Source organism: Devosia sp. 919 (genome assembly GCF_013185965.1).
In the GTDB taxonomy this organism is placed as follows: Bacteria; Pseudomonadota; Alphaproteobacteria; order Rhizobiales; family Devosiaceae; genus Devosia.
This window is the reverse complement of sequence record NZ_JABAOL010000001.1, coordinates 3,246,733-3,270,594: the sequence shown is the minus strand read 5'-3', so window position 1 is coordinate 3,270,594 and position 23,862 is coordinate 3,246,733. Positions and strand designations below refer to the sequence as shown.

Here is a 23,862-nt window from a genome sequence, read left to right as displayed (position 1 = left end):
CGAACCCCCACCCTCGATCCCTCCCCTCAAGGGGGAGGGAGGGCTTGCCTCTAGCGGATCAGGCTTGGGCTGCTTACCTTGGGGGCAATTGTCAGGCAGTCGAGTAGTCATGTTTTCCCATCCCGCCTTTGAACTGGTCCGCGACGAACGCATCGCTGACGTAGATTCCCAAGCGCTGTTGTATCGCCACAAAAAGACCGGGGCGGAGGTTCTGAGCCTCGTCAACAGCGATGAGAACAAGGTGTTCGGCGTCACCTTCAAGACGCCGCCCACCGATTCCACCGGGATCGCGCATATCCTCGAGCATTCGGTGCTGTGCGGGAGCCGGAAATATCCGGTCAAAAAGCCCTTCGTGGAGCTGATCAAGGGATCGCTCAACACTTTCCTCAACGCCATGACCTTCCCGGACAAAACGGCGTATCCGGTGGCGAGCCAAAACCTCAAGGACTTCTACAACCTTGTGGATGTGTATCTCGATGCGGTGTTTTTCCCGCTCCTGACCGAAGACACCTTCCACCAGGAGGGCTGGCATTACGAGCTCGAGGATGCCAAGGCGCCGCTGGTCTATAAGGGCGTGGTGTTCAACGAGATGAAGGGGGTGTTTTCCTCCCCCGATGCGGTGATGCGCGACCTGTCGCAGCGCTCGCTTTACCCCGATGTGACCTATGGCAAGTCTTCGGGCGGCGATCCCAAGGCCATTCCCGACCTGACCTTCGAGCAGTTCAAGCGCTTCCACGAGAAGTTCTACCATCCCTCCAATACGCGGGCGTTCTTTTCGGGCGATGACGATCCGGCGCAGCGGCTCGATATTCTCGACGCCTATTTCTCGCAGTTCGAGCGGGCGGAGGTCGATGCGGAAGTTGGGCTGCAGCCGCGCTTTAACGCGCCGCGCCAGCTCCATGGCACCTATGCCGGCACCAAGGACGCCGACAAACCGCGCGATGGGATGATCTCGGTCAACTGGATGATCGATCCCCCCGCTGATCGCGAGGAAGCGCTGTCGCATGGGCTGCTGAGCTATCTGCTGGCGGGCAATCCGGCGGCGCCGCTGCGCAAGGCGCTGACCGAATCGGGTTTGGGCGAGGGCATGACGGGCGGCGGGATCGGCTCGGGGCTGCGCCAGCCCATGGCGAGCTTTGGCATGAAGGGGATCGACCCCACCAACGCGCCCAAGGTCGAAACGCTGATCCTCGATACGCTGGCCGAAATCGCCGAGCGCGGCTTTCCGAGCGAGCAGCTCGAGGCGGCGATTAATACTTTCGAGTTCTCGCTGCGCGAAAACAATACGGGCTCTTATCCGCGCGGGATGACCTATATGTTCACCGCGCTTGCGACCTGGCTGCATGGCGGGGATCCGCTGGCGCCGCTGCATTTCGAGACGGCATTGGCGGCGCTCAAGGACAAGGCGCAAGGCGGCCATTTTGAAGGCGAAATCCGCCGGCTGTTCCTCGACAATACTCACCGCACCACGGTGACGCTCGAGGCTGATCCGGAGCAGGGGGCGCGCGAGGCGGCGGCGGAAGCCGACAAGCTCGCCCAGGTGCGCGCCGGCATGGATGAGGCGGCTATCGCGGCCACGATCAGCGAAACCGAAAAGCTCAAGCGCCTGCAGGAAACCGCCGATGATCCGGCTGATCTCGCCAAGATCCCCACCCTGACGCTGGGTGACCTCGATCGCGAGATCCGCAAGGTGCCGGTGGAAACCGGCGAAATCGGGGGCGCGCGGCTGTTCTACCATGACCTGCCGACGCTCGGGATCGTGTATCTCGATCTGGGGTTCGACCTGCATGTATTGCCCGACGAGTTGCTGCCCTATTTGCCGCTGTTTGGGCGGGCGCTGCTGCAGACCGGGACGAGCAAGGAAGATTTCGTGGCGCTGACGCAGCGCATCGGGCGCAGCACGGGCGGGATAAACCAGCATCGCGGGCTTTCGGCGATGCAGGGCAGCGCCGAGACGGCGGCGTGGTTCTTCCTTTCGGGCAAGGCGGTGGCCGACAAGGTCGAGGAAATGTTCGCCATCATGGGCGATGTGCTGCTCGATGCGCGGCTGGATAACCGCGAGCGGTTCCGGCAGATGGCGCTCGAGGAAAAGGCGGGGTTTGAAGCGCGGCTGGTGCCGAGCGGCAATGCCATTGTCGACACGAGGCTCAAGGCCGGCCTAACACAGGCGGGCGCCCTGTCCGAGCGCATGGGCGGGATCAGCTATCTGCAGTTCCTGCGCCAACTTGTCGGGCGGATCGACAGCGACTGGGCGGGGGTGCAGCAGGTGCTCGAAACGATCCGCGACACGCTGTTTAACCGCCAACATATGGTGGTCAATGTGACCACTGACGGCGCTTTGTGGAACCAGGCGCGGGGCGAGATCGGCGCGTTCACCGAACGGCTGCCGGCGGTGGAACAGCCACTACAGCAATGGCCGGGGCCGCTGGCGGCGCGCTCGGAAGGGCTCGTGATCCCGGCGCAGGTCAATTATGTCGGCAAGGGCGCCAACCTCAAGGCCTTGGGGTTCGAGGTTTCGGCCGCCGCGAGCGTGGCGCTCAAATATCTCAACACCACCTATCTCTGGGACAAGGTGCGGGTGCAGGGCGGCGCTTATGGCGGCTCGAGCCGGTTCGACCTGACCTCGGGCAATTTCTCGTTTTTGAGCTATCGCGATCCCAATCTGCTCAAGACGGTCGATGTCTATGACGGCGCGGCCAAGGCGCTGGCGGCTGGGGTGGGCGAGAACGATTTGACGCGTTCCATCATCGGGGTGATCGGGGATATGGACGGTTACCAGTTCCCCGATGCCAAGGGCTATGGCTCGATGTGGCGGCAGCTGACCGGCACGACCGATGCGATCCGCCAGCAGCGGCGCGACGAAGTGCTCAATGCCAGCAGCAAGGATTTCGCTGAACTGGCGGAAGCCGTTGCGGCGGTGGCGAGCCATGGGCATGTGGTGGTGCTGGGCGGGGAAGCCGCTATCACTGCCGCCAATGCCCAGCGGCCGGGACTGCTCGACGTGAGCAAGGTCCTCTAGAGGACCGCGCTCGGCGCCGGGAAAGGGAATGCTGCATGTCGCAGGCTGAAGGCTCGCTGGAGCGGCTGGTGCGCAAGGTGGAAGCGCGGGCCGCCGCCGGTGAAGCGGTGTCGATCGGCACCTTGCGCAATGTCGCGGGAGCGCAGGCGGCGGGGCCGATGCTGCTGCTGCCGGCGCTGATCGTGGTCTCGCCGCTCAGCATCCTTCCGGGCGTGCCCTCGTTGGCAGGGCTCAACACAGTGCTGGTCGCGGGGCAGCTGATGCTGGGGCGCAACCGGATCTGGCTGCCGGGATGGTTGGCGCGGCGGTCGCTGGCGCCCAAGCATGTGGGCAAGCTGCTGAGCTTTTTATATCCCGTGAGCCGGATGGCGGACGGCGTAGTGCGGCGGCGCTGGCTGGTGTTGACCGGCACCTGGGCCCGGCGACTAGGGGCAGGGGTGTGCGTGCTGATGGGCGCGATCATGCCGCTGCTGGAGTTTATTCCGCTGTCCTCGACCATCGCCGCTTCGGTGATCGCCATCTTTGCGCTGGCGCTGTCGGCGCGCGACGGTTTGCTGACGCTGGTCTGGTGGGGGTGCCTTGCCGTGCTGGTGGCGCTGGGGCTGTGGCTGGCGCCGCAGGCGATCGGGCTGGTGTTCGGGGTGGACGTGCCCGATCTGGTGCCGCCGCTCGAAGGCACACCGCTCGAGATCCTCGATCCGCTGCTGCCGGGGGGAGACACCTCCGAGACGCCCTGAACCTCGGAAGGGTTGGGGCGTTAGGCAGCTACCATGCCGCAGATCCTCGACAAAAACCTCCATCTCCGGGCCATCGATGCCTTTATCGATCCGTCCACGCCCAAGGCGCGGGCGATCATCACCCATGGCCATGCCGACCATGCGCGGGCCGGGCATGGCGCGGTGCTGGCGACGCCCGACACGATCGCCATCATGAAGGTGCGCTATGGCGAGGATTGCGCGGATCAGTTCCAGGCGCTGCCGTTCGGCGAGCCCCTGGCGATCGACGATACAAGGATCACCTTTTACCCGGCCGGGCATATCCTGGGGAGCGCGCAGGTGCTGATCGAGCAGGATGGGCAGCGGGTGGTGGTGACGGGGGATTACAAGCGGCTCGCCGACCGCACGGCGCAGCCCTATGAGCTGGTGCAGTGCGACCTGTTGGTCACCGAAGCGACCTTCGGGCTGCCGGTGTTCCAGCATCCCAAGCCGCAGACGGAGATCGAGCGGCTGCTCAATTCGGTGCGCAAGAACCCCGAACGGGCGCATCTGATCGGCTGCTATGCCTTGGGCAAGGCGCAGCGGGTGATTGGGTTGTTGCGTGATGCCGGCTATGAGGCGCCCATCTATCTGCATGGGGCGATGATCCGGCTTTGTGCGCTGTATGAAGAGCTCGGCGTGCCGCTGGGGGATCTGCGCCCGGCGACGGGTGTGGCCAAGGCGGAGCTGGCCGGCGCGATCGTGATTGCGCCGCCTTCGGCCATTCGCGACCGCTGGAGCCGGCGCTTTCCCGATCCTGTGACCTGCCAGGCGTCGGGGTGGATGAGCGTCAAGCAGCGGGCGCGTCAGGCGCTGGTGGAATTGCCGCTGGTGATTTCGGACCATTGCGACTGGGGCGAGCTGGGGCAAACCATCCACGAGACCGAAGCGCAGACCGTGTGGGTGACGCATGGTCGCGAGGATGCGCTGGTGTATTGGTGCCGCCAGCAGGGGCTGGAGGCCGAGCCGCTCAACATCCAGGGCTTTGAGGATGATGGCGGGGAGGGCGAGGAATGAAACGCTTTGCCCAATTGCTGGAACTGCTGGCGCTGACGCCCTCGCGCAATCGCAAGATCGAGGCTCTGACGCAGTATTTCCGCGAAACGCCCGACCCCGACCGCGGCTTTGCGCTGGCGGTGCTGACCGGGGCGCTGACCTTCCGCAATGTGAAGCCGGCGCTGCTCAAGGACATCGTGCTGCGCGAAGTCGATCCCGTGCTGTTCGCCATGAGCTACGATTATGTCGGGGATCTGGGGGAAACCATCGCGCTGATCTGGCCCCATCATGGCGGCGAGGGCGAGTTGCCGTCGCTGACCGACCTCATCGAGCTCTTCAACACCACTTCCAAAAGCGAATTGCCCAAGCTCATCGCGGCGCTGCTGACGCGGGCGGGGATCAATGAGCGCTGGGCGGTGGTGAAGCTGGCGACGGGCGCGTTGCGGATCGGCGTTTCAGCGCGGCTGGCCAAAACGGCGCTTGCCGAAATGAGCGGGGTGCCGCTGCAGGAAATCGAGGAGGTTTGGCATGGATTGCAGGTGCCCTATACCGAACTCTTTGCCTGGTTGAGCGGGGAGGCCGAGCGCCCCGATATCGATCATGCCGCGCGGTTCCATCCGCTGATGCTGAGCAATCCGATCGATGAGGAAAAGGATCTGACCCGCTTCAAGCCCGAGGATTTTTCGGCGGAGTGGAAGTGGGACGGCATCCGGGTGCAACTGGTGCTGGGACCGGGCACGGCATCGCTGTTTTCGCGCACGGGCGACGATATTGCCGCCGCCTTTCCCGACATTGTGGAGAATGTGAACGGGCAGGCGGTGCTGGACGGGGAATTGCTGGTGGGGCGCGATTTCGAGGCGGGCTCGTTCAACGACTTGCAGCAGCGGCTCAACAAGAAAGTGGCGAGCGCCAAGCATCTCAAGGAGTCCCCGGCCTTTATCCGCGTCTATGACATGTTGTTCGATGGACGTGAGGACATCAGGGCGCTGCCCTGGACCGAGCGGCGGCTACGGCTGGAGCGGTGGCTCGAGGCTAATCCGCAAACGCGGCTGGATCTGTCGCCGGTGCTGCCGTTCACCGACTGGGACGACCTGGCGCAGCAACGGCGCGAGGGGGCGGACCAGCACGGGCATGAAGGCGTGATGCTCAAGCTCAGGACCTCGCCTTATCTGCCGGGGCGGCCCAAGGGCTATTGGTTCAAGTGGAAGCGCGATCCCAATGTGGTCGATGCCATTCTGATGTACGCCCAGCGCGGGCACGGCAAGCGAAGCTCCTTTTATTCGGACTACACATTCGGCGTGTGGAAGGGCAACGAGATCGTGCCGATCGGCAAGGCCTATTTCGGGTTCACCGACGAGGAACTCAAGCAGCTCGACAAGTGGATCCGCACCAATACGCTGCAAAGCTTCGGGCCAGTGCGCGAGGTGCGCAAGGAGCTGGTGTTCGAGGTGGCATTCGACTCGGCGCAGGAATCGACGCGGCACAAATCGGGGGTGGCGCTGCGGTTTCCGCGCATCAACCGCATTCGCTGGGACAAGCCGGCGAACGAAGCGGCGACACTGGAAGATATGGCGGTGTTTATCGAGGCTACTTGAGCGGTTGTATAATGCTGGCATCTCAGGATGGACCCCGGCTCAAGGCCGGGGTGACAGCAGTGCGTGGCAGAAAAGGGCGGAAAAACATGTCATCACGATCCAATCACCAGCGGCTGTTGGCGCTGGAAGCGCAGATGCAGGCGGCAGCGGAAGCGATGGACTTCGAGGAAGCCGCTCGGCTGCGCAATGAGATTGCCCGGCTCAAGGGAGAGGGTGGTGCTCCGGGCGAGGAGGGCGAGGGCACGGTGACCGTGGGCCAGCCGCCGCCAGGCGCGATGGGCCTCGGGACGCATGTGCCGGTGCGCCAGCCACCCAAAGGCTGGGTGAAGCCGAAAAAGCCGGATCTCTTGACCAAGAACGTCAAGCCGCGGGGCGGGAGTTAGCGGCGCCAGATCGTCAGCGCCGGTCGTAGTGGATGCGGCACTGGTTGATCCACAAGACGGCGGCCTCGACGCGGTAGACCAGCCGGTGCTCCTGGGTGACGCGGCGTGACCACCAGCCCTTGTAGTTGCCCTTTAGGGGCTCGGGTTTGCCGATGCCTGAAAATGGCGAGCGGCGGCAATCTTTGATCAGCTCGTTGACCTTGGCCAGCGTATCTGGATCATTGGCCTGCCAATACTGATAGTCATCCCAACCAGGCTCGGTGAAGAGGAGCCTCATTCAGGCCAGTCGGCACTGATGCCGCGGCCCGCTTCGAAATCGGCATTCCCCTGGGCCAGCCGATCGGCATTAGCCTGGGTGCTGGAAAGGTGAATAGTTTCCTTCCAGGATTCAAATTCCTCCAGTGACATGACCACGACCGGCGGCTTGCCGCCGTTGCGGGTGACGATCAAGGGCTCGAGGTCGGTTACCACTGCATCGATGTCAGCGGCGATGTTTTTGCGGAAGTCGGAAATGGATTTGGTGCGCATGGGGCTTCTCCTTGCCATTAATGTACGCACTTACGTACAAAAATTCAACTCAGCGCTTGTGCAGCCGCTCCTCGGCTAGTTGCTTGATTTCACGCAGTTCGGCGATGGTGAGTTCGAGGTCGGCGCGTTGTTGTTCGAGGGAGCCGAGGCGTTGCTCGACCTTGCCGGCGAGCAGGTGGAGCTGCTCGTTGCGGTCGGCGTCGTAGAGGCTGAGATAGTCGGAGATATCGCGCAGGGAAAAGCCGAGGCGCTTGCCGCGCAGGATCAGGATCAGGCGGGCCCGGTCGCGACGGCGGAAGATGCGGGCAGCGCCCACGCGTTCGGGCGCGAGCAGGCCCTTGGCTTCGTAGAAGCGGATGGCGCGCGTTGAAATGCCGAATTCGCGCGCCAGATCGGCGATGGCGAAGAGATCGCGGTTTTCCGGTTCGGCGCGGTTCATTTGCTCGCCGACCCCGGATGGCTTTTGGCGTATTCGGCGCGCAGCTCCTTCTTGGAAAGCTTGCCGATCAGGGTCTTGGGCAATTCATCCTTGAAGATGATCTCGCGCGGCAGCTCGATCTTGTTGAGCCTATCGGTGAGGAAGTGCTTGAGCTCGGCTTCGGTCGCGGTTTGGCCGGACTGGAGCTTGACGAAGGCGACGGGCGCTTCGCCGCGATAGGGGTCGGGGGCGCCGATGACGCTGGTTTCCTCGACCGCGGGATGAGTGAGCAGGGCTTCCTCGATGACGCGCGGATACACATTGAAGCCCGAGCAGATGATGAGGTCCTTGATGCGGTCCACAAGGAACACATAGCCGTCTTCATCGATATGGCCGACATCGCCGGTGCGCAGCCAGCCATCGCTGAAGGCCTGCGCGTCCGCTTCGGGGTCATTGTAGTAGCCGACCATGACCTGGGGGCCCTTGACCTGCAATTCACCATCGACCCCGATGCCCACGACCTCGCCGCTATCGACATCGACAAAGCGGATATCGGTGGCGGGCAGCGGCATGCCGATGCTCATGGGCTTGGAGGGAACGCGCAGCGCGGCGCAGCACACGACGGGGGAGGCCTCTGTGAGGCCGTAGCCTTCGGCCAGGAGGGCCTTGGACTTGGTGGAAAATTGCGCGCGCACTTCGTTGCTGAGCGGGGCGCCGCCGGAAATGGCGACCTGCAGGCTTGCCAGCTGTTCGGGCTTGACGGCGGAGGAGCGCCCGAGGGCCGCCAGCAGCGTCGGTACCGCGGGCAGGACATTGGCCTTGGTGCGGGTGAAGAGGTCCAGCAGCGCCTTTAGCTCGAAGCGGGGCAGCATGATGACGGGGGTGCCGTTGCACAGGGGCACGTTCATGCAGGCCGTCATGGCGAAGATGTGGAAAAAGGGCAGGACGGCCACGACCTTGGAGGGCGGGTAGAAGAGCTCGCAGCCCCATTTGTCGATCTGGCTCATATTGGCCGAGATATTGGCATGGGTCAGGAGTGCGCCCTTGGGCAGGCCGGTGGTGCCGCCGGTATATTGCTGGACGGCGATGTCGCGCTCTGGGTCAATGACCACGGCGTCCGGGGTTTCGCGGCGGGCGAGCAGCTTGTTGAGCGTGGTGATGCGATCGCGCGCGGGGGAGCGCTTGAGGTCGGCAAGGTCCTTGCGCTTCGCGACCGAATAGAGGACGCGCTTGGCGAGGGGCAGCGCTTCGGGGAAGTGGCAGACGACCAGCGATTTGACGTGGCCCGATGCGGCGAGGGCCTCGGCCTTGTCAAAGATCTGCTTGAGATCGAGCGTGATCATCAGCTCGGCGCCCGCATTGGCCATGATGTGGCTGAGCTCGGGGACGGTATAAAGCGGGTTGCAGTTGACCACGGTGCCGCCGGCGCGCAGCACGGCGTAATAGGCGATGGGATAAAAGGGCGTGTTGGGCAGCATCAGCGCGACGCGGCTGCCCTTGCCAATGCCGAACTGGTGCTGCAGCGCGCCGGCCAGAGCGATGATGCTTTTGGCCAGTTCGCCGAAACTGGTGGTGCCCCCGAGGAAATCGAGCGCGACGGCCGAGGGGTTCTTGGCGCAGCCGGCCAGCACCTGTTCATGGACGGGGCGCGTATCGATGGTGATATCCCAGCGGATGCCCTCGGGATAATTGGCAATCCAGGGGCGAAGCGGTCCCGGCTCGGGATTGACCATATCCATTGCTGTTCTCCTCCTGCCGTCCCGCGGGTGCGTGCCCGCTTGCGGGTAGGCGCGCCCTTTCGGGGCGCCTGTTTGCCGGCAGTTTATCCCATGGGTTTACGTTAGCGTCAAACAATTGCCCGGGTTTTTGAAGGCTGCAGCGCTGGCGCTCTACGCAAGGGGCGCGGAGTTGACGTTTACGTAAGGCTGGTTAGAGTGGTTAGGTGCCCGATGGTTGCGGGTGTGCCTCAAGGAGATGTTGCCGTGGCGTTGTTGCTGATTGTGCTGTCCCTGGTCGCCATCGCCGTGCTGGCCATCCGCGAGGCGCCGCTCTGGCAGTGGGGCGTGGCGGCCCTCGTGATCGGGCTGATGTCGGGCATCGATCTCGAAGTCGGTTATCGGCTGACGGGCGCGGGGCTCGTGCTGGCGCTGCTGCCCGGGATCGTGCTGCTGCTGTTAAGCCTGGCGCCGATCCGCAAGGCGGTGGTGATGCGCCCGCTTTATGGGGTGGTCAAATCCATGTTGCCGCGCGTGTCGCGTACCGAGCAGGAAGCGCTCGATGCCGGCACGGTTGGCTGGGATGCGGAGCTGTTTTCGGGGCGGCCGGACTGGAGCAAGCTGACGGCGATCCGCCCGCTGACCCTCAGCGCGGAAGAGCAGGCGTTTCTGGACGGGCCCACCGAGCAGGTGTGCTCGATGATCAATGACTGGGAAGCGCGGCATAATCTGGCTGATCTGTCGCCCGAGGTGTGGCAGTTCCTCAAGGACAACCGCTTCTTTGGCATGCTGATCGCCAAGGAGCATGGGGGGCTCGGATTTTCGGCACAGGCGCAATCGATGATCGTGTCCAAGATCGCCAGCCGCTCGGTGGCGGCGGGGATCACGGTGATGGTGCCCAATTCGCTGGGGCCAGGCGAGTTGCTGGAAAAATACGGCACATCAGAGCAAAAGGAGCGCTATCTCAAGCGGCTCGCGACCGGCCTCGAAGTGCCGTGCTTTGCGCTGACGGGCGTGCATTCGGGGTCCGATGCCGGCGGGATGCGCGATATCGGTGTTGTCACCAAGGGAATGTATGAAGGGCGCGAAGTGCTGGGGGTGCGCCTGTCCTGGGACAAGCGCTATATTACGCTCGCGCCCGTGGCGACGCTGCTGGGCCTCGCCTTCATCCTCAAGGACCCCGAGAACCTGCTGGGGAAGGGCGAGCATATCGGCATCACGCTGGCGCTAGTGCCCTCTGATCACCCCGGGGTGGAGATCGGGCGGCGCCATTATCCCTCGCGGCAAGCCTTCATGAACGGCCCCACCACGGGCAAGGACGTGTTTATTCCGCTCGATTACCTGATCGGGGGCACGGCCTATGCCGGGCAGGGCTGGCGCATGCTGATGGAATGCCTGTCCACCGGGCGGGCGATCTCGCTGCCGGCGATCGGCACGATCTCGATCAAGCAGAGCCTGCGGGTGACCTCCGCCTATGCGCGGATCCGGCGCCAGTTCGGCATGCCGGTGGGGATGATGGAAGGGGTGGCCGAGCCGCTGGGGCGGATGGTCAAGAACGCCTATGTCTATGAAGCTTCGCGGCGGCTGACAGCCTCCATGGTGGATGAAGGCCAGCGGCCGGCGGTGATTTCGGCGCTGCTGAAATATCGGACCACCGAGGCGATGCGCGACACCATCGATGATGCCTTCGATATCCACGGGGGCCGGGCGATCCAGGACGGGCCGAGCAACTATTTGTTTGGCGCCTATATGGCGACGCCGGTCGCCATCACCGTCGAAGGGGCCAATATCCTCACCCGTACGCTGATGACCTTTGCCCAGGGCGTGCTGCGGGCGCACCCGTTCCTTTATCGCGAAATCCAGGCGGTGCAGAACCCGGACAAGGCGCATGGGCTGGAGCAGTTCGACCAGGCTTTTGGCGGGCATACGCGCTTCATGCTGCGCAATATCGTAGCGAGTTTCCTGCATGGCTTGACGGGCGGCTCCTTTGCTTCGAGCCCAGCCGAGCATGAGGCGGGTCGCTGGTATCGGCAGCTGCATCGCTACAGCCAGTGCTTCGCGCTGGTGGCTGACTGGATCACGGTGTCGCTGGGTGGCGCGCTCAAGGCCAGGCAGCAGCTGTCGGGCCGCATGGCTGATATTTTGAGCGAGCTTTACCTGATGTCAGCGGTGCTCAAGCGCTTCGAGGATGAGGGGCGGCTGGCCGAAGATCGGGAACTGGTGGATGCCATCATGGCGGATCGCATTGCTGCCCTTGAGGGCAAATTCGGCGAGGTATTCGCCAATTTCCCCAATAGGGTCATGGCTAATGCGATGCGGGTATTGTGCTTTCCGCTGGGGCGGCATGCCCGCCCGGCAGCGGATCGGGTGAACAACCGGTATGCCCGCGCCGTGCTGCAGCCCGGCCAGTTCCGCGACCGCATGACCACGGGCGCCTATGTGTCGATGGACCCCGATGATGTCACGGGCGTGCTGGAAGATGCGCTGCTTAAGGTCACCGAGGCCGAGGAGATCGAGGCGCGGTTCGTCAAGGCCGCCCGCAAGGGGGTGATCGAGCGCCGGCTCGACCGCGACGCCATTGCCGATGCGGTAGCGGCGGGCGTTCTCAACGACAATGAAGCGGGTATCATGCGTGCAGCCGACGCGGCGACGGAACGCGCGGTGCGGGTTGATGATTTCGATCCCGACAAATTGGCAGCGGAACCGGCGCGGAGGGCAGCGGAATGATCGAAGAGCTGATGGACACCCCCATCCTGCCCTTTGAGGGCGTGACGGGCTCGTGGCGCTTCCACAAGGATGTGGAAGATATCGGCTGGCTGACCATCGATAGCCCCGATGCGCCAGTTAATACGCTCAGCACCGCGGCGATCCTCGAGCTTGAAGAGCTGATCGGGCGCATCGAGGGGATGGCCGACAGGCGCGAACTCGTGGGCGTGGTGCTGCTGTCGGGCAAGGATAGCGGCTTTATCGCCGGCGCCGATGTGCGCGAATTCGACAAGATGGACCTGGCGCTGCTGCCAGACGCGCTGCGGCAGGCCCATAAACTGTTTGACCGGATCGAGAACCTCAAGATTCCGGTGGTCGCGGGCATTCACGGCTTTTGCCTTGGCGGCGGCCTGGAGCTGGCGCTGGCCTGCCACTACCGGATCGCGGTCAAGGACGAGAAAACCAAGCTCGGCTTTCCCGAGGTCAATCTGGGGATTTTTCCGGGTTTTGGTGGAACCGGCCGCTCGATCCGGCAGGCCGGGCCGGTGGATGCCATGAACCTGATGCTCACCGGCAAGATGCTGCGGGCGGGCCCAGCGCGCGGGCTGGGGCTCGTCGACAAGCTGGTGCGCCATCGCGACAATCTGCGCTGGGAAGGGCGCAAGGCCGTGCTGCAAAAGCGCCGGTCCACTGTGGCGCCGATCACCAAGACAATCATGGCGATGGGGCCGATCCGCGGCTATGTGGCAGACAAGATGCGCCAGAAGGTCGGCAAGAAGGCCAAGCGCGAGCATTACCCGGCGCCCTATGGGCTGATCGAGCTGTTTGAAGAACACGGCAATGACTGGCGCGCGATGATTGCGGGCGAGGTGCCGGCCTTTGTGCCGCTGATGGGTTCGACCACGGCGACCAATCTGCGCCGGGTGTTCTTTTTGTCCGAGGGGCTCAAGAAGCAGGCAGCCAAGGGGCAGCAGTTCCGGCGCGTGCATGTGATCGGGGCCGGGGTGATGGGCGGGGATATTGCCGCCTGGTGCGCGCTGCGCGGCATGAGCGTGACGCTGCAGGACCTCGACATGAATCGGATCAAGCCGGCGCTGGAGCGGGGCAAGGCGCTGTTCAAGAAGCGGCTGAAGAAACGCTTCGAGGTGGATACCGCCATGTTGCGGCTGCAGGCCGATCCCGATGGCAAGGGCGTGGCGCGGGCCGATGTGGTAATCGAGGCGGTGGTGGAGGATCTGGCGATCAAGCGGCAGATTTTTGCCGAGCTCGAGACCGAGATCAAGCCGGGGGCAATCCTGGCGACCAATACCTCATCGATCGAGCTGGAGCGGATTGCGGAGGGGCTGAGCGATCCATCCCGGCTGATCGGGCTGCATTTCTTCAATCCGGTGGCGCAACTGCCGCTGGTCGAGGTGATCCGCTCGCGCTTCAACAGCGACGAGGAGATCGGCAAGGGTGCGGGTTTTGCGGTGGCGATCGGCAAGTCGCCGGTGGTGGTGAAATCGGCGCCGGGCTTTCTCGTGAACCGGGTGCTGATGCCTTATATGCTGGGCGCGGTGGAGCGGGTGGAAGCGGGGGAAAGCCCCGAACTGCTCGATGCCGCGGCCGTGGCCTTCGGCATGCCGATGGGGCCGATCGAACTCATGGATACGGTGGGGCTCGATGTCGGCCAGTCGGTGGCGACGGAGCTGGGGCATGCCGTGCCCGAGGGGTCGCGCTTTGCCGAACTGGTGCGGCGCGGCAAGCTTGGGCGCAAAAGCGGGCAGGGTTTTTACAAGTGGAGCGACGGCAAGGCGCAAAAGGGTGAAACCCCGGCCCATGCCGATCTCGCAGGTTTGGGGCGTGAACTGGTCCGCCCGCTGGTCGATACTACCGAAGTTGTGCTGGCTGAGGGCGTGGTCGCCAATGCGGATCTGGCCGATATCGGGGTGATTTTGGGCACCGGCTTTGCGCCGTTCCTGGGCGGGCCGCTGCAGGCGCGCCGGGATGGGAAGGCGTGATGGCGCTGTTTGGAGAGCAAGATGACTGAACTGCGCAAAGTCGCGATTGTGGGGTCGGCGCGGATCCCGTTTGCGCGGGGGAACACGGCCTATAGCGAGCAAACCAATCTTTCGATGCTGGCGGCGGCACTGGGTGGTCTCGCCGACAAGTTCGGGCTCAAGGGGCAAAAGATCGACGAGGTGATTGGGGGGGCGGTGATCAGTCATAGCCGCGATTTCAACCTCGCCCGCGAAGCCTTGCTCGATGCAGGTTTGTCACCGCGCACGCCCGGCACGACAATGCAGATTGCCTGCGGCACGAGCCTGCAGGCAGCGCTCAGCCTTGGGGCCAAGATCGCGACCGGCGAGATTGACAGCGCCATTGCGGCCGGTGCCGACAGCGTCAGCGACAGCCCGGTGGTTTTTGGGGACAAGTTCCAGCACCGGATGATCGATCTCAACAAGGCGCGCACCACGCGCGACAAGCTCGGTGTGTTCAAGGGGTTCTCGCTCGGGGAGCTGACGCCGGTGGCCCCTTCGACGCAGGAGCCGCGTACGGGGCTGTCGATGGGGCAGCATTGCGAGCTGATGGCGCGCGAATGGGGCATCACCCGGCGGGCGCAGGATGAGTGGGCGGTCGACAGCCACCGCAAGGCCGCGGCTGCCTATGACGAAGGTTTCCACGACGATCTGCTGGTGCCCTGCGCGGGGCTCGACCGCGACAACAATGTGCGGGCTGATGCCAATCTCGCCAAGATGGCGGATCTCAAGCCGGCTTTCGACAAGAGTTCGGGCCATGGCACGCTGACGGCAGCCAACTCGACGCCTCTGACCGACGGGGCGGCAGCGGTGCTGCTGGCGAGCGAAGACTGGGCGCGCGAGCGCGGGCTGCCGGTGCTCGCGTATCTGACTGCCGGGCGGGTGGCGGGCAATGACTTTGCCCATGGTGAGGGCCTGCTGATGGCGCCGACCATTGCCGTGTCCGAGATGCTGGCGCGCAAGGGGCTGGGCTTCGCCGATTTCGACCTGTTCGAGCTGCACGAGGCCTTTGCCGCGCAGGTGTTGTGCACGCTCAAGGCCTGGAACGATCCCGATTATTGCCGGCGCGAGCTGGGCCGCGAGGAGGTGCTGGGGCCGATCGATCCCGAGCGGATCAACCTCAAGGGGTCGAGCATCGCTTATGGGCATCCCTTTGCGGCAACGGGCGCGCGCATTCTGGGGCTGACGGCCAAGATGTTGGCCGAAGGGCAGGGGCAGCGGGCCCTGCTGTCGGTCTGCACGGCAGGTGGACAGGGCGTGGCGGCGATTGTGGAGCGGGCGGCGTGAAGGACAATGTGGTCAAGTTTCGCCGGATCGAGAAAAAGCCGGAACAGCCCCCGCGCAAACGGCGAGAGCCGCCAGCCTGGCTGCCTTTTGCACTGCTGATCGTTGTGGCGCTCGCCATATATGGAGTGCAGCGCTCAGGTATTCTCGGCGGCTAGTTCTGCACTATTTTGCGAAAATTGTAATGTTGCAGCGCCTCTGCATGGCCGGGAGGGGCGTTTACTGGCGCCTATATTGTGCAAGCCGTGGTTACGTTGACGCATAGGTCAAGGTTTTGCTTGTCAGTGGGCGGAAAGGCGGTTTACCGTCCAGAAAATGACCGGCAGGTCAAAACTGCCGGTAAACAAGGCAACCGCGGCAAAGCGGGCACACAAGAATCGACATCAGGACTTCCACAAGGAGATGGGACGAGCATGAAATTCGCGCAAACTCTTAAGGCTGTGTCAGTAGCGAGCGCCATGGCGCTGCTGATGAGCAGCGCGGCCTCCGCTGTTACGCTCAACATGATGAACGGCTCCGAGCCCGGCTCGCTCGACCCGCACAAGGCCTCGGGCGACTGGGAAAACCGGATCATCGGCGACTATATCGAAGGCCTGATGGCTGAAGACGCCAATGCCGATGCCATTCCCGGCCAGGCCGAAAGCTATACGGTTTCCGAAGACGGGCTGGTTTATACCTTCAAGCTGCGCGACGGCATTCAGTGGAGCGACGGCGAGCCGGTAACGGCAGAAGACTTTGTGTTTGCCTTCCAGCGCTTGTTCAATCCCGCCACCGCCTCGGAATATGCCTATCTGCAGTTCCCCATCAAGAATGGCTCGGAACTGGCAGAAGGGGCGATCACCGATTTCAATGAACTGGGCGTCAAGGCGCTCGACGACAAGACCGTCGAGATCACGCTTGAAGGCCCGACGCCCTATTTCCTCCAGGCGCTGACCCACTACACCGCTTATCCCATTCCCAAGCATGTGGTCGACAAGGTCGGCGATGCATGGACGGCGCCCGAGAACATCGTCGGCAATGGTCCCTACAAGATCACTGAATGGGTGCCCGGCTCCTATGTGAAGTCGGTCAAGTCGGAGACCTATTACGATGCTGCCAATGTGCAGATCGATGAGGTCAACTATTTCGTGCAGGATGACCTGGCCGCGGCCCTCGCGCGCTATCGTGCCGGCGAATACGACATCCTCGTTGATATCCCGGCTGACCAGGCCGAGTGGATCAAGACCAACCTGCCCGGGCAGGACTTCTTCGCCCCGTTCCTGGGCGTTTATTACTATGTGATCAACCAGGAAAAAGCGCCCTTCGACAATGCCGAGGTGCGCAAGGCCATGTCGATGGCGATCAATCGCGACGTGATCGGCCCCGATGTGCTGGGCACGGGCGAATTGCCCGCTTATGGCTGGGTGCCGGAAGGCACGGCGAACTATGAAGGCGTCGAGCCCTATCAGCCTGAATGGATCGACCTGCCTTATGAAGAGCGCGTGGCGCAAGCCAAGGCGATCATGGAAGGGCTGGGCTACAACGCCTCCAACCCGCTGCCGGTCCAGCTCAAGTACAACACCAATGACAACCACCAGCGCGTGGCCGTCGCCATCTCCTCCATGTGGGAGCAGATCGGGATCAAGACCGAGCTCTTCAACTCCGAAACCGCCGTGCACTATGACGCGCTGCGCGCCGGGGACTTCCAGGTCGGCCGTGCCGGCTGGCTGCTCGATTATTCCGATCCGTCCAACACGCTGGAGCTCTTGACCACCGGCATCATGCAGGATGGCCAGATGAACTGGGGCAACAACTATGGCCGTTATTCCAACCCCGAGTTCGATGCGCTGGTGAAGTCGGCCGCTGCCGAGTCTGACTTGGCCGCTCGCGCCAAGATGCTGGGCGACGCCGAAAAGATCGCCATGGATGAAACCGGTGCGATCCCGATCTACTGGTATATCGCCCAGAACGTCGTGACGCCCTCGATCACCGGCTTTGTCAACAATGCCAAGGACATCCACCGTACGCGCTGGCTGACCAAGGCCGAATAACACTAGGGCCGGCGCCGCCCCGAGCGGCGCCGGCATCCTCCGCCTCGAGCGCACCGCGGTGCTGCTGCGGGGGACCAGAAAGGTTCACCCATGTTCGGATTTGCTTTGCGGCGCGTGCTGTCGGCTTTGCCGGTAGCGCTGATCGCCGTGACGGCGTGTTTTTTCATTTTGCGGCTGGCCCCCGGGGGGCCCTTCGACGGGGAGCGCGCGCTGCCGCCCCAGACCCTGGCCAATCTGCGGGCGCATTACAACCTCGACCAGCCGCTGATCAGCCAGTATTTCATCTATATCGGCCGGCTGCTGCAGGGCGATTTCGGCCCCTCGATGGTCTACAACGACTTCACCGTGTCGCAGATGCTGTGGATCGGTTTGCCCTTCACGCTGATGCTGGGTTTCACTGCCTTTATCATCGGCACGGTGGTGGGGCTGATCGCGGGCGCGATCTCTGCGGTGAACCAGAACAAGTGGCCCGACTACCTGCTGGTGATGCTGGTAATGGTGGGGCTCGTCGTGCCCAATTTCCTGATCGGCAGCATCTTGCAGTTGGTGTTCGGGGTGTATCTGGGCTGGTTGCCGGCGGGCGGCTGGCAGAACGGCTCGATCGCCCATCTGGTGCTGCCCGTGGCGGTGCTGGTGTTGCCGCATGCCGGGCGCACGGCGCGGCTGATGCGCGGCTCGATGATCGAAGTGCTGGGCACCAATTATGTACGCACCGCGCGCTCCAAGGGCTTGGGTACGCGGCTGATCCTGGCGCGGCACGCCATCAAGCCGGCGCTCTTGCCCGTCGTGTCCTATCTGGGGCCGGGGCTGAGCTATCTGCTGACCGGCTCGCTGGTCGTGGAACAGATCTTCGCGCTGCCGGGGATCGGCAAATATTTCATCAGCGCCGCGCTCAACCGCGACTATGGCCTCGTGCTGGGAACGACCATTTTGTACATGTTTATTATTCTGGCCGTGAACCTCGTGGTTGACCTGCTTTATGCCTGGCTTGACCCCAAGGTGAGGTTGCGCTGATGGCCGGCATCACAGGCAAGGACGCCATTCTTTCCGACTATGCCAAGGCGCTGGAGGACGGCCCCAAGGGGCGGTCGCTGACGCAGGATGCGATGCGGCGCCTCGTGCGCAACAAGGCCGCGGTGGTGTCGATCTTCTTGATCGGCTTCATCATCCTCTTCGCCTTTGTCGGCCCGTATCTGCTGCCCTGGACCTATGACAAGATCGACTGGAGCGCGATCAGGAAGCCCCCCAATTTCGAGAACGGGCACTTCGCGGGGACCGACCAGAACGGGCGCGACATGCTGGCCCGTATCATGCAGGGCACGCAGATGAGCCTGATCGTGGCCGGCGTTGCTACGCTGGTTTCGGTGGTGATCGGGGTGATCTATGGCGCGGTCGCCGGCTATTTCGGCGGCAAGGTCGACGCGGTAATGATGCGCTTTGTCGATATCATGTACGCGCTGCCCTATATCCTCTTCGTCATCATTCTCGTGGTGATCTTCGGGCGCAATCCCGTGCTGCTGTTTGTGGGTATCGGGTGCCTGGAATGGCTGACCATGGCGCGGATCGTGCGCGGCCAGACCATGTCGATCAAGGAGCGCGAGTTCGTTGAGGCGGCGCGGGCGGGCGGGGCCAAGCCCTGGACCATCATCATGCGCCATATCGTGCCCAATCTGACCGGGCCGGTGGTGATCTATGCGACGCTGACCGTGCCCGAGATCATCCTCACGGAGAGTTTCCTTTCCTATCTGGGGCTGGGGGTGCAAGAGCCGCAGACATCGCTTGGAACGTTGATCTCGTTCGGCTCGCCCGTGGCGGAAACGCTGCCCTGGATGCTGATCGGCCCGGCGGTGGTGCTGGTCACCCTCCTGCTTTGCCTCACCTATATCGGGGATGGCCTGCGCGATGCGCTGGACCCCAAGGATCGCTAAGCGCTGCCCGGCTTCGTGCCGGGCGCGCCAGAAAGGCCCTGTTTGAAATGAAGCACGTACTCGACGTCCAGGATATGTCGGTCACCTTCGCGCTGCACGAAAGCGAAGTCCAGGCGGTGCGCGAGGTGAATTTTACCCTCGCGCGGGGTGAAACGCTGGCTGTGGTGGGGGAAAGCGGCTCGGGCAAGAGCCAGGCCTTTCTGTCGATCATGGGCCTGTTGGCCAAGAACGGGCGCGCGTCTGGGCGCGCTATAATGGGTGATGTGGACCTGCTGGCGCTGGGACCCAATGAGCTCGACCGCTATCGCGGCCGGGACATCGCGATGATCTTTCAGGATCCCATGACCTCACTCAACCCGACGCTGCGCATCCGCACGCAGCTGGCCGAGGTGTTGGTCAAGCATCGCGGGTTCGAGCAGAAGGCCGCCACCCGCGCCACCGTCGACATGCTTGAGCGCGTCGGGATTCCTGAACCGGCCAAGCGCGCCAACAGCTTTCCCCATGAGCTGTCGGGCGGAATGCGGCAGCGCGTGATGATCGCCATGGCGCTGCTGTGCCAGCCTAAGATCCTGATCGCCGATGAGCCGACCACGGCGCTCGACGTGACGGTGCAGGCGCAGATGCTGGAGCTGTTCAAGACGCTGACCGAGGATTTCGGCACGTCGCTGGTGCTGATCACCCATGACCTGGGAGTCGTTGCCGGGGTCGCCGACCGCATGATGGTGATGTATGGCGGCCGGGCGGTGGAAAAGGGCACGGTGGACGATTTGTTCTACCATCCGCGCCATCCCTATACGCTGGGGCTGCTGCATTCGACGCCCCATATCGCCAAGCGCGCCGAGCGGCTCGACCCGATTCAGGGGCTGCCGCCAAGTCTGGAGAACCTGCCCAAGGGCTGTTCGTTCAATCCGCGCTGCGCGTTCTGCTTTGACCGGTGCCTCGAAGAGCGCCCGCCGCTGATGGACACCGGCAATGGGCGCGAGAAAGCCTGCTTTTATGAAGGCCCGATGGCCTATGGAAAGGTCGCCTGATGGACCAGACCCCGATCAACCTGCTCGAGATCAAGGATCTCAAAAAGACCTTCTCCATTTCCGTCGGCCTGTTCAGCCGCAAGCTGACGCTGACGGCGCTCGAGAACATCAACTTTTCCATCCGCAAGGGCGAGACCCTTGGCATTGTGGGGGAAAGCGGCTGCGGCAAGTCAACGCTCGGGCGCTGCATCCTGCAGCTGATTGCGCCGGACGAGGGGCAGGTGCTGTGGCTGGGGCAGGATCTGACCCGGGTGCCGGCGGAGGAGATGCGCAAGCGCCGGCAGGACCTGCAGATCATCTTCCAGGATCCGCTGGCATCGCTTAATCCGCGCATGACTGTGGGCGACATCATCGCCGATCCCTTGCGCACCTTGCGGCCCGAGCTCAACAAGGCCGAGCGGCGGGCCCGCGTGCTCAAGATCATGGCCGCGGTGGGTTTGTTGCCCGAGATGATCAACCGCTATCCGCACGAGTTTTCGGGCGGGCAGGCCCAGCGCATCGGCATTGCCCGGGCGCTGATCACCGAGCCCAAGCTCATTGTCTGCGACGAGCCGGTTTCGGCGCTGGATGTGTCGATCCAGGCGCAGATCCTCAACCTGCTCGCCGAGCTCAAGGACGAGTTCGGGCTGACCCTGATCTTCATCTCGCACAATCTGAGCGTCGTCCGGCATGTGTCCGACCGCATCCTTGTGCTCTATCTTGGGCGAATCGTGGAGCTGGCGACGGGCGACGAGATCTATGAGGATCCCAAGCACCCCTATACGCGGGCGCTGCTGACGGCCGTGCCCATTCCGGACCCCAAATTGGCGCGGCAACGCAATGTGGATGCCCTGCGGGGGGAAATCCCCTCACCGATCAATCCGCCTTCAGGCTGCCCGTTCCGCACCCGCTGTCGCTTCGCCAAGCCTTATTGCGCGGAAAAGCGGCCAGTGCTCGAAACCATCGAGGATGGGCGGCTCGTTGCCTGCCATCGCTGGCGCGAGATCGGGGTGCCCGAGGATGCGGTGCTGGGGCACTAGGCTCAAGGGAATCGGCGCCTCGGCTTGCCGAGCTTGCCGGGGTGCGCAAAGCGGTGAAAAGAGGGTGAAAACTCTGCTTGTGCCGCGTTGACAGGGCAGGGGGAAATCCCTATGAATGCCCGCAAGTTCCGGGCGCCTAGGCGCCCCTTTTGTTTGACCCGAGGATATCAAGATGAAAGTCCGCAACTCGCTGAAGGCGTTGATGACTCGCCACCGCGCGAACAAGCTCGTCCGCCGTCGCGGCCGCGTTTACATCATCAACAAGGTGGACAAGCGCTTCAAGGCCCGCCAGGGCTAAGATCTGCTTGCTCATGCAAGTTTCTGCAAAGCCCGCCTTGTGCGGGCTTTGTTGTTTTTGGGCTGTGGACCGAAAACAGCCCCGGCGTCAGGTTGAGGGCTGGCTTGCGGTGAAGACGGCGAGCTGGGCGGCAAAGGCGCGCCGATAAGCCGGTCGCTCCTGGGCGCGGGCGAGATAGCAGCAGAGATCGGGATAATCCTCGAGGATGCCGGCTCCGCTCAAGCGCAGCAGCACATGCACCAGCATCAGATCGGCGGCGCTGAAGGCGCCATCAAGCCAGTCCTTGGGGCCCAGAAAGGCAGCAAGCTGGCGCAGCCGGTGGTGGATGCGATCCTTCACCAGCGGTAGGCGCTGCTGCGACCAGCTCTCGTTGCGTTCAAGGAGTTCGGCGACTTCGAGCTCGACGATGGGCGGCTCGACCGTTGAGAGGGCCGCAAACATCCAGGTGATGGCGCGGGAGCGGGCGCCCGGTTCCTCGGGCAAGAGGAGGCCGGGATGCTGCTCGGCGATGTGCAGGACGATGGCCCCCGATTCGAACAGGGTGAGCGTGCCCTCCTCGTAGGTCGGGATCTGTCCGAAGGGATGGAGGGCCAGATGGGCGGGCGCGCGCATTTGCGCGAAGGACACCAGGCGCACTTGGTAGGGCTGGCCCACTTCCTCGAGCGCCCAGCGCACGCGCATGTCGCGAGCGAGGCCCGCACCTTGGTCAGGAGAATCGGCAAAGGCGGTGATGGTGGGGATCATGGCAGGCCGGGACCGGGTTGAGGACGCGCTAGATAGGCACGGAGCGTAATTGGCCGGACGGATGGGGACAACATGCCTCTCCCTTGCTGGTGGCCTCCAAGGACGCAGCAGGCGCCTGCCGGACGACAATGATGCTCGCGCGGCAGGAGCGCTTCGAGGCGCCGTTCGTTTCACCCTCGAGCAGGCACTGGTTTGTCCGTTAAGCTCACCACCCAGAACGAGGAGCTGCCATGCTGCGCATCTATACCCGGACCCAGGATCGGCTGGTGCCCTTTGAAAGCGGGCACACCGGCGTCGTGCCGATCTGGCTCGACCTGATCAGCCCGAGTGACACGGACGTGCAGGAGGTCGAGCGGCTGCTGGCCGTTGACGTGCCCAGCCGAGCCGAGATGGAGGAAATTGAGCTCTCGGCCCGGCTTTATATGGAAGATGGCGCGATTTTCATGACCCTCACGGGTCTGGCGCATCTGGACACGGAAACGCCGATCAAGACGCCGATCACCTTCATCCTCAAGAACAATTCCCTGGTCACTGTCCGTTACGCCGAGCCCACACCTTTCCTGGCCTACACCAACCGGGCGCAGCGGGCGAAGGGGGCAGTGCACGGCTCGGGCGAGGAAATCATGCTCGGGCTCATCGAAGCGATGATTGACCGCACGGCGGACGCGCTGGAGCGGATTGGCAACGAGACCGACAATTTGTCCCACGAGGTGTTCAACACCACCAAGGCCAAGGCCAACAAGAAGACGCGCAGCCTCGAAAAGGTTATTTCCCAGATCGGGCAGAAGGCCGAGCTGCTGACGATGATCCAGGAAAGCCTGGTGAGCATGTCGCGGCTCGTGACCTATTATTCGGCAGTCGAGGACACGTCCGACGACAAGGAAAGCCGCTATCTGGTTCGACTGATCCAACGCGATGCCACTTCGCTGGGCGAGCATGCACGGGCATCGTCGGCCCGGCTGGACTTTTTGCTCAATGCGACGCTGGGCATGATCAATCTCGAGCAGAACCAGATCATCAAGATCTTCTCGGTGGCTGCCGTGGTGTTCCTGCCGCCAACCCTGGTGGCGTCGATCTATGGCATGAACTACGAGCATATGCCCGAACTCCATTGGCAGCTGGGCTATCCCTGGGCGATTGGGCTGATGGTGCTGTCGGCCTTGCTGCCGTTCCTGTATTTCAAGCGCAAGGGTTGGCTTTAGGGTTTTAGGGAACGCCAGATGTTCAGGGCGCCTGGCTTCGGCCCATTGCAGCAGCGCGTCGAGGGCGGGGCAAAGCGACTGGCTCCACGCTGTTAGCCCGTATTCGACCTTGGGTGGCACCTGGTGGTGCACGAGCTTGGTGACGATGCGGTCGACCTTAAAAGAAAAGCCCGCCAAATGGCGGGCTTTGTTG

The 23,862-nt window shown here is 63.4% G+C and carries 21 protein-coding genes and 1 pseudogene; 16 read left to right on the top strand and 6 right to left on the bottom strand.

Annotation, left to right across the window (positions count from 1 at the left end; translation table 11 throughout):
- Positions 1–109: 109 nt before the first annotated feature.
- From HRQ64_RS15855 to HRQ64_RS15835, 5 genes are all read left to right on the top strand, one after another.
- On the top strand, positions 110–3,019 hold the full coding sequence (locus tag HRQ64_RS15855; protein WP_172124204.1) for an insulinase family protein: 2,910 nt from the start codon (positions 110–112) through the stop codon (positions 3,017–3,019).
- A 35-nt stretch (positions 3,020–3,054) separates the two neighbouring features.
- Positions 3,055–3,756 carry an exopolysaccharide biosynthesis protein gene (locus HRQ64_RS15850; protein WP_172124202.1) on the top strand — a complete coding sequence of 234 codons (702 nt, stop codon included), beginning with the start codon at positions 3,055–3,057 and terminating at the stop codon, positions 3,754–3,756.
- A gap of 33 nt (positions 3,757–3,789) precedes the next feature.
- On the top strand, positions 3,790–4,791 hold the full coding sequence (locus HRQ64_RS15845; protein ID WP_172124200.1) for a ligase-associated DNA damage response exonuclease: 1,002 nt from the start codon (positions 3,790–3,792) through the stop codon (positions 4,789–4,791).
- On the top strand, positions 4,788–6,365 hold the full coding sequence (locus HRQ64_RS15840; protein ID WP_172124198.1) for a cisplatin damage response ATP-dependent DNA ligase: 1,578 nt from the start codon (positions 4,788–4,790) through the stop codon (positions 6,363–6,365). Before HRQ64_RS15845 ends, HRQ64_RS15840 begins: the two co-directional genes overlap by 4 nt.
- Positions 6,366–6,451: 86 nt before the next feature.
- Positions 6,452–6,748, top strand: coding sequence for a UvrB/UvrC motif-containing protein (locus HRQ64_RS15835; protein WP_127754020.1), 297 nt, complete (start codon positions 6,452–6,454; stop codon positions 6,746–6,748).
- A 13-nt stretch (positions 6,749–6,761) separates the two neighbouring features.
- On the opposite strand, the gene HRQ64_RS15830 is transcribed toward HRQ64_RS15835, so the two are convergent.
- Genes HRQ64_RS15830 through HRQ64_RS15815 form a run of 4 tightly spaced genes read right to left on the bottom strand, consistent with a single transcriptional unit; the run spans position 6,762 to position 9,433 of the window.
- Positions 6,762–7,025 (bottom strand): Txe/YoeB family addiction module toxin, encoded by a 264-nt coding sequence (locus tag HRQ64_RS15830; protein ID WP_172124196.1) that lies wholly within the window; start codon positions 7,023–7,025, stop codon positions 6,762–6,764.
- Positions 7,022–7,276, bottom strand: a complete 255-nt coding sequence (locus tag HRQ64_RS15825; protein WP_172124194.1) for a type II toxin-antitoxin system Phd/YefM family antitoxin — start codon at positions 7,274–7,276, stop codon at positions 7,022–7,024. The genes HRQ64_RS15830 and HRQ64_RS15825 overlap by 4 nt, the downstream gene beginning before the upstream one ends.
- Positions 7,277–7,325: 49 nt before the next feature.
- Positions 7,326–7,715, bottom strand: a complete 390-nt coding sequence (locus tag HRQ64_RS15820) for a MerR family transcriptional regulator (RefSeq protein WP_172124192.1) — start codon at positions 7,713–7,715, stop codon at positions 7,326–7,328.
- On the bottom strand, positions 7,712–9,433 hold the full coding sequence (locus HRQ64_RS15815; RefSeq protein ID WP_172124190.1) for a long-chain fatty acid--CoA ligase: 1,722 nt from the start codon (positions 9,431–9,433) through the stop codon (positions 7,712–7,714). Before HRQ64_RS15815 ends, HRQ64_RS15820 begins: the two co-directional genes overlap by 4 nt.
- A gap of 243 nt (positions 9,434–9,676) precedes the next feature.
- Between HRQ64_RS15815 and HRQ64_RS15810 the strand changes: the two genes are divergently transcribed.
- The 10 genes from HRQ64_RS15810 to ykgO all read left to right on the top strand — a co-directional run bounded on the left by HRQ64_RS15810 (position 9,677) and on the right by ykgO (position 21,723).
- Positions 9,677–12,136: an acyl-CoA dehydrogenase gene (locus HRQ64_RS15810; RefSeq protein ID WP_172124188.1), complete on the top strand. Its 2,460-nt coding sequence runs from the start codon at positions 9,677–9,679 to the stop codon at positions 12,134–12,136.
- Positions 12,133–14,115, top strand: a complete 1,983-nt coding sequence (locus HRQ64_RS15805; RefSeq protein WP_248308210.1) for a 3-hydroxyacyl-CoA dehydrogenase NAD-binding domain-containing protein — start codon at positions 12,133–12,135, stop codon at positions 14,113–14,115. The genes HRQ64_RS15810 and HRQ64_RS15805 overlap by 4 nt, the downstream gene beginning before the upstream one ends.
- A gap of 21 nt (positions 14,116–14,136) precedes the next feature.
- Positions 14,137–15,420: an acetyl-CoA C-acetyltransferase gene (locus HRQ64_RS15800; RefSeq protein ID WP_172124186.1), complete on the top strand. Its 1,284-nt coding sequence runs from the start codon at positions 14,137–14,139 to the stop codon at positions 15,418–15,420.
- A complete protein-coding gene (locus tag HRQ64_RS15795; RefSeq protein ID WP_164854869.1) occupies positions 15,417–15,575 on the top strand; it encodes a hypothetical protein in 159 nt (52 codons plus the stop codon). The genes HRQ64_RS15800 and HRQ64_RS15795 overlap by 4 nt, the downstream gene beginning before the upstream one ends.
- 255 nt (positions 15,576–15,830) lie before the next feature.
- Positions 15,831–17,447, top strand: a complete 1,617-nt coding sequence (locus HRQ64_RS15790; protein ID WP_172124184.1) for a peptide ABC transporter substrate-binding protein — start codon at positions 15,831–15,833, stop codon at positions 17,445–17,447.
- Between the two features lie 90 nt (positions 17,448–17,537).
- Positions 17,538–18,461, top strand: coding sequence for an ABC transporter permease subunit (locus HRQ64_RS15785; protein WP_172124182.1), 924 nt, complete (start codon positions 17,538–17,540; stop codon positions 18,459–18,461).
- Positions 18,461–19,375, top strand: a complete 915-nt coding sequence (locus tag HRQ64_RS15780; protein ID WP_127754011.1) for an ABC transporter permease subunit — start codon at positions 18,461–18,463, stop codon at positions 19,373–19,375. The genes HRQ64_RS15785 and HRQ64_RS15780 overlap by 1 nt, the downstream gene beginning before the upstream one ends.
- Before the next feature lie 47 nt (positions 19,376–19,422).
- On the top strand, positions 19,423–20,406 hold the full coding sequence (locus HRQ64_RS15775) for an ABC transporter ATP-binding protein (RefSeq protein WP_172124180.1): 984 nt from the start codon (positions 19,423–19,425) through the stop codon (positions 20,404–20,406).
- Complete coding sequence (locus HRQ64_RS15770; RefSeq protein ID WP_172124178.1) at positions 20,406–21,425, top strand: dipeptide ABC transporter ATP-binding protein; 1,020 nt, start codon at positions 20,406–20,408, stop codon at positions 21,423–21,425. The genes HRQ64_RS15775 and HRQ64_RS15770 overlap by 1 nt, the downstream gene beginning before the upstream one ends.
- Before the next feature lie 172 nt (positions 21,426–21,597).
- Positions 21,598–21,723 carry a type B 50S ribosomal protein L36 gene (gene ykgO / locus HRQ64_RS15765; protein WP_046139985.1) on the top strand — a complete coding sequence of 42 codons (126 nt, stop codon included), beginning with the start codon at positions 21,598–21,600 and terminating at the stop codon, positions 21,721–21,723.
- Between the two features lie 87 nt (positions 21,724–21,810).
- Here ykgO and HRQ64_RS15760 read toward each other — a convergent pair whose 3' ends face one another.
- Complete coding sequence (locus HRQ64_RS15760; RefSeq protein WP_172124176.1) at positions 21,811–22,467, bottom strand: glutathione S-transferase family protein; 657 nt, start codon at positions 22,465–22,467, stop codon at positions 21,811–21,813.
- A gap of 230 nt (positions 22,468–22,697) precedes the next feature.
- On the opposite strand from HRQ64_RS15760, the gene corA reads away from it, so the two are divergent.
- Complete coding sequence (corA, locus tag HRQ64_RS15755) at positions 22,698–23,669, top strand: magnesium/cobalt transporter CorA (RefSeq protein WP_172124174.1); 972 nt, start codon at positions 22,698–22,700, stop codon at positions 23,667–23,669.
- Between the two features lie 39 nt (positions 23,670–23,708).
- Here the strand turns inward: corA and HRQ64_RS20230 are convergent.
- Positions 23,709–23,828, bottom strand: a pseudogene (locus HRQ64_RS20230) (winged helix-turn-helix transcriptional regulator); the annotation flags it as partial.
- Positions 23,829–23,862 lie beyond the last annotated feature (34 nt).